At 57.7% G+C, this 13,323-nt stretch carries 11 protein-coding genes; 5 read left to right on the top strand and 6 right to left on the bottom strand.

The window, feature by feature from the left end; all coding sequences use genetic code 11:
- Positions 1–33: 33 nt before the first annotated feature.
- The 4 genes from NXF97_RS04505 to NXF97_RS04490 all read right to left on the bottom strand — a co-directional run bounded on the left by NXF97_RS04505 (position 34) and on the right by NXF97_RS04490 (position 4,089).
- Positions 34–2,361 (bottom strand): RelA/SpoT family protein, encoded by a 2,328-nt coding sequence (locus NXF97_RS04505; protein WP_274956601.1) that lies wholly within the window; start codon positions 2,359–2,361, stop codon positions 34–36.
- A gap of 131 nt (positions 2,362–2,492) precedes the next feature.
- Positions 2,493–2,696: a DNA-directed RNA polymerase subunit omega gene (gene rpoZ / locus NXF97_RS04500; RefSeq protein ID WP_022373217.1), complete on the bottom strand. Its 204-nt coding sequence runs from the start codon at positions 2,694–2,696 to the stop codon at positions 2,493–2,495.
- Positions 2,697–2,744: 48 nt separating this feature from the next.
- Positions 2,745–3,389: a guanylate kinase gene (gene gmk / locus NXF97_RS04495; protein ID WP_274956600.1), complete on the bottom strand. Its 645-nt coding sequence runs from the start codon at positions 3,387–3,389 to the stop codon at positions 2,745–2,747.
- 55 nt (positions 3,390–3,444) lie between these two features.
- Positions 3,445–4,089 (bottom strand): LysE family translocator, encoded by a 645-nt coding sequence (locus tag NXF97_RS04490; protein ID WP_022373215.1) that lies wholly within the window; start codon positions 4,087–4,089, stop codon positions 3,445–3,447.
- Between the two features lie 163 nt (positions 4,090–4,252).
- On the opposite strand from NXF97_RS04490, the gene NXF97_RS04485 reads away from it, so the two are divergent.
- The 3 genes from NXF97_RS04485 to NXF97_RS04475 are packed head-to-tail and all read left to right on the top strand — an operon-like array spanning position 4,253 to position 8,850.
- Positions 4,253–6,496 carry an arginine/lysine/ornithine decarboxylase gene (locus NXF97_RS04485; protein ID WP_274956599.1) on the top strand — a complete coding sequence of 748 codons (2,244 nt, stop codon included), beginning with the start codon at positions 4,253–4,255 and terminating at the stop codon, positions 6,494–6,496.
- A 27-nt stretch (positions 6,497–6,523) separates the two neighbouring features.
- Positions 6,524–7,429, top strand: a complete 906-nt coding sequence (locus NXF97_RS04480; protein WP_274956598.1) for a hypothetical protein — start codon at positions 6,524–6,526, stop codon at positions 7,427–7,429.
- Positions 7,430–7,452: 23 nt separating this feature from the next.
- The gene (locus tag NXF97_RS04475; protein WP_274956597.1) at positions 7,453–8,850 is read left to right on the top strand and encodes an L-serine ammonia-lyase; all 1,398 of its coding nucleotides are present in this window, start codon (positions 7,453–7,455) and stop codon (positions 8,848–8,850) included.
- Between the two features lie 66 nt (positions 8,851–8,916).
- Here NXF97_RS04475 and NXF97_RS04470 read toward each other — a convergent pair whose 3' ends face one another.
- Entirely contained in the window at positions 8,917–9,681 is a 765-nt protein-coding gene (locus tag NXF97_RS04470) for a basic amino acid ABC transporter substrate-binding protein (RefSeq protein WP_274956596.1), read from the bottom strand.
- Between the two features lie 372 nt (positions 9,682–10,053).
- Between NXF97_RS04470 and NXF97_RS04465 the strand changes: the two genes are divergently transcribed.
- Complete coding sequence (locus NXF97_RS04465; RefSeq protein WP_274956595.1) at positions 10,054–10,842, top strand: MetQ/NlpA family ABC transporter substrate-binding protein; 789 nt, start codon at positions 10,054–10,056, stop codon at positions 10,840–10,842.
- 177 nt (positions 10,843–11,019) lie between these two features.
- Here the strand turns inward: NXF97_RS04465 and purB are convergent, their stop codons facing one another.
- Entirely contained in the window at positions 11,020–12,390 is a 1,371-nt protein-coding gene (gene purB / locus NXF97_RS04460; protein WP_274956594.1) for an adenylosuccinate lyase, read from the bottom strand.
- 290 nt (positions 12,391–12,680) lie between these two features.
- Here purB and NXF97_RS04455 point away from each other — a divergent pair, with 290 nt between their 5' ends.
- A complete protein-coding gene (locus NXF97_RS04455) occupies positions 12,681–13,280 on the top strand; it encodes a hypothetical protein (RefSeq protein WP_274956593.1) in 600 nt (199 codons plus the stop codon).
- The last annotated feature ends 43 nt before the right edge of the window (positions 13,281–13,323 follow it).

Raw genomic sequence — 13,323 nt, 5'->3', positions numbered from 1 at the left:
TGCGGAGACCGGCCTTTTTAATTGGGTTTTGCGTCAGACGCGGATCACCTTGTCGCCGTCGAGGCACCGGGCCGCAGACGTGACGGTGGGCAGCTGCCGCACCATCCTGAGCACATGCAGCAGGTGCACGCGGTCCTTAACCTGAATCATGAGTCTGAGCTTGTTGTCCGTTTTGCCGTTGTCGTTCATGTTGACGCCCACAATGGCGGAGCCCGCTTTGGCAAGTTCGGCGGCCACACCCGCAAGCGCGGCGCGCTCGTCGGTGACTTCCAGTTCAACGGGCACCGGAAAGCGCGCATCAGAGGCAATGTCTTCCTTCCAGTCCGCGGCCATCCAGCGCTCAGAGTCAACCTTGCGGCCGCGAACGGTGTGCTCGCAGTCGGCGCGGTGTACAGAGAGGCCGTGGCCTTTGCGCATAAAGCCCCAGATCGTGTCGCCCGGAATCGGGTGGCAGCACGTTGCAAGCTGCACGGCCATGCCTTCGGTGCCGCGGATACTGACGGCGGCGGTGGACTGCGCAGTCTTTTCGCGCGCCCGCATGAAGTTCACGAGGCGCGTCACGACGGCTGCGGCAAAGAGTTTGCCCTGTCCCACATTGGCAAAAAGCGCCGTGCGGTTTTTGGTTTCGTTTTCGGTCACAACCGTCTTCCAGGCTTCTTCCGGAATCATCTCAAAGTTGATGCCGGCTTCAGCAGCGGCCTTACGCAGGAAGGTTTCCCCGAGGGCCACGCTGTCCTTGAAGTCGCGGGTTCTCAGGTACTGACGGATTTCGGCGCGGGCACGGCCCGAGCGGACGTAATTGAGCCAGTTCGGATCGGGCTGTGCTTTGTCCGCGGTGAGAATTTCCACCATGTCGCCGTTTTTGAGTTCCGTGGTGAGCGGTTTTTCCTCGCCGTTAATGCGGCAGCCGCTTGTTTTGTTGCCGATATCGGTGTGGATCTGATAGGCAAAGTCCACCGGGCAGGAGCCCCGCGGAAGACTGATGATCTTGGATTTCGGCGTAAAGACGTAGACGCGGTCCGGAAAGAGGTCGATCTTGATGTTTTCGATGAATTCGGAGCTGTCGGCGCTGGTGCGCTGAATCTCAAGAAGGCTCTGAAGCCACGCCGCCACCATCTTCTGCAGTTCGCTCGTATCGAGCCCGTCGTTATAGAGCCAGTGCGAGAGAATGCCCATCTCGTCGATGCGGTGCATCTGCTCGGTGCGGATCTGGTACTCAATGGGCGTGCCGCTCGGACCGATCACGGTGGTGTGCAGGCTCTGGTAGCCGTTGGCTTTGGGAATGGCGATGAAGTCCTTGAAGCGCCGGTGCACGGGTTTGTAGAGTTCATGCAGGGCGCAGAGCGCGAGGTAGCACTCCTCCCGGGTACGCACGATCACGCGAAAGCCGTAGATGTCCAAAACGTCCGAAAACGACGCATGCGTGTCACGCATGCGGTTGTAGATACCGTAGATTGTTTTGTCGCGTCCCTGAACCTGCGCAACGATATGGTGCTTGGGAAGCACTTCGCGCGTTTCCCGCAGAATCCGCTCAAGCACCGCACGGCGTTTGCCGCGGGAGGCGATGAGGTTTTTTCTGAGTACTTCGTAGCGCAGCGGATGCTGGTTGAAAAAGGAGAGCTCCTGCAGTTCACGGAAAACCGTGTTTAAACCTAGACGGTGCGCGATGGGAACGTAGATTTCCAAGGTTTCCGTGGCGATGCGGCGCCGCTTTTCCGGGCGCATCACGCCGAGCGTTCTGAGGTTATGCAACCGGTCGGCAAGCTTGACGAGAATCACGCGCACGTCGCGGCTCATCGCCAGAAGCATCTTTCGAAAGCTTTCGGCCTGGGCAATTTCGTTGGAGGAAAAACGGAGTTTATCGAGTTTGCTCACTCCGTCGACGATTTCCGTCACTTCGATGCCGAACTGCTCGGCCATCTCGATTTTGGCCACGCCCGTGTCTTCGAGCACGTCGTGCATGAGGCCCGCGCAGATTGTGGCGGCATCCAGATGCCACTCCGCGAGAATCGTTGCAACCGCCAGAGGGTGCGTGATGTAAGGTTCGCCCGACTTTCTGAATTGCCCGAGGTGCGCATCATCGGCGTAGCGGAAGGCCGCCTGAATGCGGCTCACATCGCTTTCAGAGAGGTACTGACGGCAGCGCGCCAGAAGCTGTGCGCTCGTTGCAATCGCTGTGGCTTTGCCCACCGGGGTGTAAAGCGGCAGGTCCGCATCATCGGAGACGATCTCATCGGCCCGGCGGTCCAGATACGCTTCGTCGTAATCACCCTCATGGCGCACGTTTTGCGTCGGAATCTCCGGCCGGGGAGGTACCTGCCGCAAAATGGCGTCGGATTGTCTGGCAACTGTCTGGGGCATCACGTTCTTCCCTGAAAAACAAAGCCGCGCAGTCCCGAGGTTTATGGGGTTGCGCGGCGAGGTATTTTTTCTTCGTTACGGTGCTTTTCTTTTTTTTCTGTTGAGCACCGTCTGACTGTCAGCAGGAAAGACTAGACGACGCGCTCGAGCATTTCATCGCGGCCGACGTCGCCGTTGGCGATTTCGCGCAACGCGACCACGGCGGGCTTATCCTTGGCGTCCACATGGGGCTGATGGCCCTGGGCAATCAGGCGGGCACGGTAAGCAGCCGCGAGCACGAGCTCAAAGCGGTTCGGAATCTTTTTCAGACAGTCTTCAACAGTAATACGAGCCATGGAAGTATCGGTTCAAAAGTAACGGTAATTTCGGGTTTCCGGCGTTTTTCAGACGGGTACGCCCAGAGACACAAACTGATCGCGGTGACGCACGGCCTGGTGCCGGTAGGTCAGACGCGACGCAGTCACAATGGCTTTAAGCTGACTTAAAGCCGTTTCAAAGCTGTCGTTGATTATAACGAACTCAAACTCCGGAGCATGCGCAATTTCCGCGCCCGCGCCCATCAGACGGCGCGTGATGACGGCTTCGCTGTCGGTGCCGCGCTTGTGCAGACGGGCGTTTAAAGATTCAATGGAAGGCGGCAGAATGAAGATGCCGACTATATCGGCGATTTTTTCTCTCACCTGGCGTGCGCCCTGCCAGTCGATTTCAAGGAGCACGTCGCGCCCCGCGGCCATCTGCTCTTCAATCCAGACGCGGCTTGTGCCGTAGTAGTTGCCGTGCACAAGGGCCGACTCAAGAAATTCACCGTGTGCCTTACGCTCTTCAAATTCGGCGACTGACACAAAGTGGTATTCGCGCCCGTTGACTTCCCCCGGACGCGGATCACGCGTCGTGTGGGAAATGGAAAGCATGATGGCGGGGTCGGCCGCTAAAAGCGCGTTAACAAGCGAACTTTTTCCCGCGCCCGAGGGGGCGGTCACCATAAAAAGGCGTCCGGCGTGCTGCGTTTTGTGTTTTTCGTCAGTCATCTCAAGCCTGAAAAAGAAGAAGTCAATCTGTTAATTTTAAAAGGAAGTGCGGTCCTTAAGGCGTCTCAGTCGTCACAAGTTTCAGACCGAAAATCAGAAAAATGCCGCCCGCAACGCGGTTAAGCCACTGCTGGAAACGCAGGGACTGAAAAATCGCGCGGATAAGCCCGAGAATGACCGCCAGAAGCGAAAACCACACGAGGCTGATTCCCATGAGAATGAGCCCCAGGATAAGGAACTGGGGCGTGAGCGGCGCATTCGGATCCATGAACTGCGGCAGAAAGGTGAGGAAAAAGATCACGGCCTTCGGGTTTAAGACATTACAGAAAAACCCCTGAAACCAGCTTTTCGCGAGTCCCCGGCCGTGTGCGGGCTCGAGATCAAGGTTTTCACAGGCAAGCGCGTTTTTTCCGGAAAAAGACGCGCGGATTGCCTGAATGCCGAGCCAGAAAAGATAGGCGGCGCCCACCCACTTAAGCACTGAAAAAAGCGTCACGGAATGTGCAACGACCGCAGAAATCCCGAGCGCGGCAAGCGTTGTGTGGACGAGCAACCCGCAGGCAACACCTGCCGAGCAGATGACGCCCGCGGTGCGGCCGCGCACCAGGGCCGTTTTTGTAATCACGGCAAAATCCGGGCCGGGCATCAGCACAATGAGAACGGCAGCCGGAATGTAAAGAAGCACGTTTTCGAGCGTCATGAGAAAATTACGCAACGGGCAGAGAAGGGGGCGAGGATTTTAGTCGCCCTGCAGACCCCCGTCTAAGTACAATTGCGTGCTTTCCCGTGTGTGCCGGTCATCAGGGATTGGCCGGGTCCGTGCGCACGCCGTTTCCGTTTCTTGCCCAAGAAAGAGGTAACCCATGCAATACCACTTTCCCGTTGTCATCATCGATGAGGACTATCACTCTGAAAACGTCTCGGGGCTCGGTATCCGGGACCTCGCGCAGGCGATTGAAGCGCAGGGGATTGAAGTGAGAGCCGTCACGGCTTTTTCCGACCTCACGGGTCTTGCCAAGCAGGCAAGCCGCACCTCAGCCTTTCTCGTGAGTCTCGATGACGATGACTTTTCCGAGACGGGTGAAGAAAACGAAGCGATTCACGAACTGCGTGAATTTGTGCGCCAGATCCGCCGCTCCAACCCGGATGTGCCGATTTTCCTTTACGGGGAAAATAAGACCGCCACATCAATTCCCAACGATGTGCTGCGGGAACTGCACGGCTTTATTCACATGTTTGAAGATACACCGGACTTTGTGGCGCGCTACATCGCGCGTGAGGCCCGTGAGTATTTAAAGAGTCTGCCGCCCCCGTTTTTTAAGGCCCTGACGCACTACGCCGCGGATTCTTCCTACTCCTGGCACTGCCCGGGGCACTCCGGCGGCGTTGCCTTCCTAAAGAGCCCCGTGGGACAGATGTTTCACCAGTTTTTCGGTGAAAACATGCTCCGCGCCGACGTCTGCAACGCCGTGGAAGAGCTCGGACAGTTACTGGACCATACCGGGCCGGTGGCAAAGTCAGAGCAAAACGCCGCGCGCATCTTCGGCTGTGACAATCTCTTTTTCGTCACCAACGGCACGTCAACTTCCAACAAGATCGTCTGGAACTACACCGTGGCTCCGGGCGACATCGTGATCGTGGACCGCAACTGTCATAAGTCGATCCTGCACGCCATTACGCTCACCGGTGCGATCCCCGTCTTTCTGATGCCCACGCGCAACCATTACGGCATCATCGGACCGATTCCGCTTTCCGAATTTGACTGGGAGTCGATTGAAAAGAAGATTGCGGCCAATCCCCTTATCAAGGACAAGAAGGCCAAGCCCCGGATCATGACGATCACGCAGTCGACCTATGACGGCATTGTCTATAACGACGAAGTGATCAAGGCGAAGCTCGACGGCAAGGTCGACATTCTGCACTTTGACGAAGCATGGCTGCCGCATGCGGCTTTTCACAGCTTCTACGACAATATGCACGCGATTGACCGCAATAAACCGCGCACGAAAAAGAGCATGGTTTTTGCGACGCACTCAACGCATAAGTTGCTTGCGGGTATTTCGCAGGCAAGCCAGATCTGTATCCAGGACTCTGAAACCGAGAAGCTTGACCGCGCCGGATTTAATGAATCCTTCATGATGCACACGTCCACTTCGCCGCAGTACGCGATCATCGCAAGCTGCGACGTCGCTGCGGCCATGATGGAAGGACGGGCCGGTACGGCGCTCGTGGAAGAATCCATTCAGGAAGCCGTGGATTTCAGGCGTGCCATGCGCGAAGTCGGTACGAGCTACTCCGACTGGTGGTTTACGGTCTGGGGGCCGGAGAAACTGCCGCAGGCCGGACGCGGCACGCAGGCCGACTGGATGCTTGACGCCAATGATGCCTGGCACGGCTTCGGGGATGTGGCACCGGGCTTTAACATGCTTGACCCCATCAAGGGGACGGTGGTGACGCCGGGGTTGTCGCTTACCGGTGAATTTGCCGAAACCGGGATCCCTGCGGCCGTCGTCACGAAGTATCTTTCTGAGCACGGCATCATCGTTGAGAAAACGGGCCTTTACTCCTTCTTCATCATGTTTACGATCGGCATCACCAAGGGCCGCTGGAACACGATGGTGACCGAACTGCAGCAGTTTAAGGACGCCTACGACGCCAACGCCGAACTCTGGCGCGTGATGCCCAAATTCATTGCGGCGTTCCCGGCCTATGAAAATATGGGGCTCAAAGACCTCTGCCAGAGCATTCACAGTGTGTACCGGGAGTATGACGTTGCACGTCTTACCACTCAGATGTACATCTCGGAGATGGTGCCCGCGATGCGTCCGACGGATGCCTACGCAAAGTTCGTGCACAGCGAAGTCGACCGCGTTCCGATTGATGAGCTTGAGGGCCGGGTCTCCGCGGTGCTTCTCACGCCGTACCCGCCGGGAATTCCGCTTTTGGTGCCCGGGGAACGCGTCAACAGCAAGATCGTCGAGTACCTGCGGTTTGCCCGTGATTTCACGAAGCGCTTCCCGGGGTTTGAAAGCGATGTGCACGGTTTGGTGAAGATAAAACAGCCTGACGGCACTGTGAAGTACATGCTCGACTGCGTGCGTGAGTAAGAATTTTTTGAAAAAAGAAGTAACGAAATGGCTTTGAATTTAGTGCTTTTTCAACCGCAGCCCGTGACGGTTCTCACCGTTAAGAAGGCGCCGAAGTTTCTGGCGCGCCTTACGGCAAGCGACTTATCCAAACTCGCCGTCGGAAGCCTTGAGCGGACGGTGATGTTAAACGCCTCAGGCGGCATCATCGGAACGGTGATCGCGGTGCGCACGGAAACGGACACCTATGAGCTTTTCCTTTACGGAGATAAGGCCGACGTACGTGAGGCGTGGATCCGTCAGGTAAGCGCCGCCTTTGACGCGGAGATTGAAGGGCGGCACCTCTGCGGTTTTCTTTACGCGGGCGAGATGCCCGTGGATGCGGCTAAAACCACGCCCAACACGGCTAAGGAAGAAAGCGAGATTTCGTTTCTGAACCTGCGCTGGATTCAGCTTGTCACGGGACCGGAAGCGAACATTAAGGCGCTGCACGAAAACCTCACCGCGGCGGGCGCGCAGGCCGGAGCGCAGGAGGGGCTTGATGCCCTGAGAATTCTTGCTAAGGAACCGGCCGAGGGGCTCGAGTTTGACGAAAACACGAGTCCCCTGGAGTGCGGTTTTGAGGATGTGCTCGACTTTTCCGATCCGGAACGCATCTTTATCGGGCGGGCACTGACGGAAGCGCGTTTTAAGGCGGGCGGTTACGACCGTATGCATCTCGTGGCTTTTGAAACGGCTTTTGATCCGGCGCTTCTGGTGGACGTGCCGATGATCGTGATGGGAGACACGGGTTATCAGCTCACATCCATTGCGCGCATCCCGGATATTCCTCTGACGGCAGGGCTTGTGCGTCTGCCCTATACCGTCAATGTCGGTGAGCACGTTGCCGCGGATGTGAAAACCGATCCGCGAAGCTACTGCGAAAAGGCCCTTGTGGTTGACGCGCAGGTCTGAGTTTTTTTGAAAAAAGGCAGAGCATGCCCATCAGTATTTTTGAAATGTTTCGGGTCGGTATTGGCCCGAGTTCAAGTCATACCGTGGGTCCGATGCGGGCGGCAGCCATGTTTGTGAAGGAAGCGGCAGATGAAGGTGTGCTCTCCAAAACCGAACACCTCTCCGCAGATCTGATGGGCAGCCTCGGCGCCACCGGTAAGGGCCACGCCACGGACACGGCCGTGATGCTGGGGCTGATGGGGTTATCTCCCGAGACAGTGGACACGTCCGCCGTCGCAGAGATGATGGCCTCGGTGAGAGACTCCAGGCGCCTTCCGTTGGCGGGCGGCCACACGATTGTGTTTGATCCGGCCGTCGACATCACGTTTTCGCCCGACAAGGCGGCGGCCTTTCACACCAACGGGCTGCAGATTGCGGGGTTTGACGCCTCAGGCAAAAAGATCATTGAGCGGCGTTATTACTCCGTGGGCGGGGGCTTTGTGGTGCCTGCGGACAACACGGACTTTGATAAGCCCCGCACGCAAAGCCGGGACGCTTTTCCGGGCCGTGCGGAAGTCACGGTGCCCTTTAATTACACCAATGCCTCGGAGCTTGTGGCGATGGCGCGCGCAAGCGGCAAAACGATTGCTGAAGTCGTCCGCGACAATGAACGCACCCGCCGCAGCGACGCAGAAATCGATGCGGCGCTTGACCATGTCTGGGACGTGATGTGTGAGTGCATTCAAAGGGGCCTTAAAACGGAAGGGGTGCTTCCGGGGCCCTTACGCGTAAAGCGCCGTGCACCGCAGCTGCTTGCGCGGCTTAAAGCCTCTGACGGAAACGATCCTTTGGCTGCCATTGACTGGGTGAACGCCTGGGGCTTTGCCACGGGCGAAGAAAATGCCGCGGGCGGCCGCATTGTCACCTGTCCCACAAACGGAGCGGCAGGCGTTTTGCCTGCGGTGCTTCAGTACTACGTGAAGTTTGTGCCGGGCGCGGATCAGACGGGCGTGAGAAACTTTCTGCTCACCGCGGGGGCCGTGGGCATGCTCTACAAGGAAAACGCGTCGATTTCGGGCGCTGAAGTGGGCTGCCAGGGCGAAGTGGGGGTGGCAACTTCGATGGCCGCGGCGGGCCTTGCGGCTGCCAAGGGCGCAACTCTCGATCAGGTGGAAAACGCCGCGGAAATCGGCATGGAGCACCAGTTGGGGCTCACCTGTGATCCGGTGGCGGGGCAGGTGCAGATTCCCTGCATTGAACGTAATGCCGTGGGCGCCGTAAAAGCCATTGAGGCGGTCCGCATTTCGATGGCAGGCGACGGGCGTCATGTTGTGAGCCTTGACAAGGTCATGCGCACCATGTTTGAAACGGGTCGGGACATGAAGGCCAAATACAAGGAAACGAGCCGCGGGGGGCTTGCCGTGACCATCGTTGAGTGCTGAGGCTTATGGCCTGACCCGAAAAAAATTTCCCGGCGCGTGCCGGGAAATTTTTTTCGACGGAAAACGTTACTCCTTGGGCGGCTCTTCGCCGAACCACTTCTTGTACATCCTGCCGTAGCTGCCGTCGGCGCGCATCGCCTTCATGGCGGCATTCATCTCCTCGACCAGTGCTTTGTTGCTCTTTTTGGCGGCAATGCCGAAAAGCTCTGTGTTAAGCATCACGGGCATGTGGTAGAAGTCTTTTGCGGTCTGCGGGCGGCTCATCAGAAAGTAGCTGTTTACCGGCCGGTCGCCGATCACGGCATCACACCCCTTGTTGCTTAATTCAAGGAAGGTTTCCGAGACGTTGTTAAAAGCCTTCACTTTGGCGCCGGGAACCTGCTGGGCACGCATGTGGCCGGAGGTGCCGATCTGAGCACAGATCGTGCGGTTGTTGAGATCCTCAACTTTGGTAATGGTTGCTTTGTCCGCGGCACGGATCAGAACCGAGAGGCCTGAGACATAGTAGGAATCGGTAAAGGCGAGGCGCTTTTGGCGTTCCGGCGTAATGGTGATCGCTGCCATGCCGACATCGGCCGTGTTTGTGAGAAGCGCCGGAATGATGGCGTCAAACCCCATCGGCACGATTTCGAGTTTGCGGCCGATGCGTTCGGCAATGCCCCGCAGGAGGTCAATTTCAAAGCCCACGGTTTCGCCCGTCTTGGTTTCCACAAATTCAAAGGGCGGGTAGGAGCTTTCGGTGGCCATGCGCAGGACCTTCTGGTCCGCGGCCTGAGCACTGATAAACGCGGCGGCAGCCAAAGCGCCGACGAGAAGTTTCTTCGCAAACATGTGTGTGCGTCTCCGCAAAGAAAGAAAAGTAGAGAGGGGCGTCAGCCTCGTCACTGGCAGCGGGCGGTATTTCTGTGCCGCTTCTCTCCGCAAACAGCGCGTGTAAGACTGACCGTCACTGCCTGAGTCAAAGCCCAAACGGAATGCAATATAGTCGCCTGTCTTCGGAATTTCTAAGAATTGCCGGTCAGGAAAACCTGCAGGAGATTTTGCTTAGACGTCCGGTTTTTTAAGGTGCCGGGCCGGTAATACCTTAACCGAACCGCAGAAAAGATACCTCTGATGACGGACTTGGAGCCGGTTTTGCGTATAGTGCCTTCACCCGGGGACGCGCTGTCCCTTCAGAACACAAAGAACACCGGAGTATTGCAAATGACAGTCAGAACCTTTTTTGCCGCAGCCGCGGCGGTGATCGTCGGTTTGAGTGCCGCAGCCGCGGGCGCTGAAGAACTTCGCGTGGCGGCAACCCCGGTGCCCCACGCCGATATTCTGAAGCTCATCGAGCCTGATCTGAAAAAGGACGGCTACGACCTCAAAATCGTTGAGTTTTCCGACTACGTGAGCCCGAACCTCGCGCTTGATGCAGGCGAAGTGGACGCCAACTACTACCAGCACAAGCCCTTTTTGGATGCCGCTGTCGAGCACCGCCGTCTGAAAATCGCTTCCATCGCGCCGATTCACATTCTTCCGATGGCGGCCTACTCCAAGAAGGTGAAGAAAATCACGGATCTTGCCGACGGCGCTTCCGTGACGATTCCCAATGACCCCGCCAACGGCGGTCGTGCGCTGCTTCTGCTCGAAGATGCAGGGCTTTTAAAGTTAAAGCCCGGGATCGGCGTCAAAGCCACGGTGCTTGATATCGTCAGTAACCCCAAACACCTCAGAATCCGTGAGGTGGAAGCCGCGCAGGTGCCGCGTACTTTGGACGATGTCGATCTCGCGGTCGTTAACTCCAACTACGCTATCGGCGTGGGTTTAAACCCTGTGACGGACTCGATCTATCTTGAGAGTAAGACGAGCCCCTATGCCGTGGTGGTGGCCGCCCGTCAGGGACATGAAAAGGACGCGAAGGTTCAGGCGCTTGTGAAGGCTCTGACGACCGAAAAGGTCCGCAAGTTCATGACGGATAAATATAAGGGCGGCGTGGTCCCGGTGTTCTGAGCCGGTCCCGACTTCTGAATCTGACAAAAGGACGGCGTGCTGCCGTCCTTTTTTCGCAGGAGGCTCACAAAGCAACGCGCAGACAAAGAAGCTGAAGCAACTGATCCGGGGCCTGTAAAAAAGCGGCTGAACAGACGTGTTCAGCCGCTTCAGAAGCACTTCCCGGTGAGCCGGAAATCAGGCGCGGCGCGCGAGTTCGACGGCCTTACCGATGTAGGTCGCGGGCGTGAGCTTCTGCAGACGTTCCTTTGCGTCGGCAGGCAGCTCAAGCGTCTCGATAAACTCGTGGATCACCTCGGGCGTCATATGGCCCTTGCCGCGGGTGAGCGCCTTGAGCTTTTCATAGGGCTTGGGAATGCCGTAACGACGCATGACGGTCTGGATGGCTTCAGCAAGCACTTCCCAGGCGGCATCGAGGTCTTCAGCAACGCGTGCGGCGTTAAGTTCAAGTTTTCCGAGGCCTCGGCCGAGCGCCGCATAGCCCACGAAGCAGTAGCCGAAGGCCACGCCGAGGTTGCGGAGCACCGTGGAGTCGGTGAGGTCACGCTGCCAGCGTGAGATCGGGAGTTTCCCCGCGAGGTGGTTTAAAAGCGCGTTGGCTACCCCGAGGTTGCCTTCGGAGTTTTCGAAGTCAATGGGATTCACTTTATGCGGCATCGTGGAGGAGCCGACTTCGCCTTCCTTGAGTTTCTGCTTGAAGAACCCGAGGGAGATGTAGCCCCAGACGTCACGGTCAAAGTCAATGAGAACCGTGTTGGCGCGCGCAATTTCGTGAAAGAGCTCGGCCATGTAGTCATGCGGCTCGATCTGAATGGTGTGCGTGTTGAAGGTAAGTCCCAGGCGCTCCTCAACGACGCGCTTACTGTGCGCTTCCCAGTCGTAGTCGGGGTAGGCGATGAGGTGCGCGTTGAAGTTGCCGACGGCGCCGTTCATTTTGGCGTAGAACTTCACGGCGCTGATCGCTTCAATGATGCGTCCGAGGCGCACGGCAACGTTGGCCATTTCCTTGCCGACCGTTGTGGGAGACGCGGTCTGACCGTGTGTGCGGCTTAACATCGGAACATCGGCCCACTGATGCGCATACTTCGCAATCGTTTCGCGGATCTCGGTAAGACGCGCAATCAGCGCCTTGCGGCCGGCGGTGAGCATCAGCGCGTGGCTCGTGTTGTTGATGTCTTCGCTTGTGCAGGCAAAGTGAACGAATTCGCTTGCCTTGGCGAGTTCCGCATCATGCGCGACCTGGCCTTTGATCCAGTATTCCACGGCCTTGACGTCGTGGTTGGTGGTGGCTTCAATCGCTTTGATCTCCGCGCAGTTTTCAACCGTAAAGTTCTCCGCCAGACCGCGCAGGAAGGCTTTGCCGTGCTCGCTGATGGGCTTGAGCTCTTCAAAGCCCGCCTCGGAAAGGGCGATGAGCCATTCCATTTCCACGCGCACGCGGGCGTTCATGAAGGCCGATTCAGAGAAGATGTCGCGCAGTTCATTGCACTGACGGGCATAACGGCCGTCCAGGGGACTTAAAGCCGTCAAAACAGAAAGTTCCTGCATGGGGAGATTTTCCGATGGTTAATATTTGAAAAGACAGGTGCCGCAATTGTAATGCACACGAACCTTGCTCAAAGCCGTTATGCCGGCGGGCGGACCCGATTTTGCGGGTGTTGGACTTTTGTTTTTTACATTTTGAAATACGTCCTTCCCGGCCCTTTACCGAGTGGCTTTCAGAAGGCTTTAACCTGAGCTTCATCAGTCAGGGGAAAAAGAAATTCCCGCCGGTAACGCCCGAAACCGCATGACACAGTCAGCGCCGGGGCGCGGACCGTTTTCATAAGGAGTCAAAAATGATGAAACGCTGGATTATCGCTGCCGCTCTTGCCGCCACCGCCGCGGGCGCTTATGCCTGGTGCGGAGACGGCGCCGGTTACGGCCCGCGCGGTCACTGGACGGGTCCCGATGTGCAGCAGTCTCTGGCAAACCGCAATGCCGCACTTGAGTCGATTCTCACGCTCAGGGACAATCAGAAGCAGGCTTTTAAAGACTACACGGCTGCCCAGGAAAAGGCTTATGCCGCGATGCGCGACTTCCGCGCCAAAAACCGCGGTCAGGCCTATGACCGGCAAAGCCGCCTCGAACTGAGTGCCGAACGCGAAAAGCTCCTCGGTCAGGTGCACTCCGATGTGGCCGCCAAGCGCGCCGCACTCTGGAAACTGCTTGACCCCCAGCAGAAGATGGCGCTTGAAGACTATGAAAGCCGCGCTTTTGTCGGTCACGGGCGCTTTCACCAGGGGCCGCGTCACGGCTGGAACTGCCCGGGTAACGCCGGCACACCCTGCCCGATGGCGGAGCAGTCTCCCCGTCAGTGTCCGGGCTACAACGGAGCTCCCGCACCGCGTGGGCCGGCTGCCGGGATGCATCATCCGGAAATGCCGCACCGCTATTAATTTCGGCTAAAGTAGAAGGCAGAGTTCGTTTTGAGGCTCTGCC

The organism is Duodenibacillus massiliensis (genome assembly GCF_928721995.1).
GTDB classification, from domain to species: domain Bacteria; phylum Pseudomonadota; class Gammaproteobacteria; order Burkholderiales; family Burkholderiaceae_F; genus Duodenibacillus; species Duodenibacillus massiliensis.
This window is presented reverse-complemented; position numbering and strand designations above follow the sequence as displayed.

Excerpts from the sequence above, each read along its gene's own strand:
- NXF97_RS04505 (WP_274956601.1), bottom strand. The coding sequence starts at position 2,361 with ATGCCCCAGACAGTTGCCAGACAATCCGACGCCATTTTGCGGCAGGTA.
- rpoZ (WP_022373217.1), bottom strand. The coding sequence starts at position 2,696 with ATGGCTCGTATTACTGTTGAAGACTGTCTGAAAAAGATTCCGAACCGC.
- gmk (WP_274956600.1), bottom strand. The coding sequence starts at position 3,389 with ATGACTGACGAAAAACACAAAACGCAGCACGCCGGACGCCTTTTTATG.
- NXF97_RS04490 (WP_022373215.1), bottom strand. The coding sequence starts at position 4,089 with ATGACGCTCGAAAACGTGCTTCTTTACATTCCGGCTGCCGTTCTCATT.
- NXF97_RS04485 (WP_274956599.1), top strand. The coding sequence starts at position 4,253 with ATGCAATACCACTTTCCCGTTGTCATCATCGATGAGGACTATCACTCT.
- NXF97_RS04480 (WP_274956598.1), top strand. The coding sequence starts at position 6,524 with ATGGCTTTGAATTTAGTGCTTTTTCAACCGCAGCCCGTGACGGTTCTC.
- NXF97_RS04475 (WP_274956597.1), top strand. The coding sequence starts at position 7,453 with ATGCCCATCAGTATTTTTGAAATGTTTCGGGTCGGTATTGGCCCGAGT.
- NXF97_RS04470 (WP_274956596.1), bottom strand. The coding sequence starts at position 9,681 with ATGTTTGCGAAGAAACTTCTCGTCGGCGCTTTGGCTGCCGCCGCGTTT.
- NXF97_RS04465 (WP_274956595.1), top strand. The coding sequence starts at position 10,054 with ATGACAGTCAGAACCTTTTTTGCCGCAGCCGCGGCGGTGATCGTCGGT.
- purB (WP_274956594.1), bottom strand. The coding sequence starts at position 12,390 with ATGCAGGAACTTTCTGTTTTGACGGCTTTAAGTCCCCTGGACGGCCGT.
- NXF97_RS04455 (WP_274956593.1), top strand. The coding sequence starts at position 12,681 with ATGATGAAACGCTGGATTATCGCTGCCGCTCTTGCCGCCACCGCCGCG.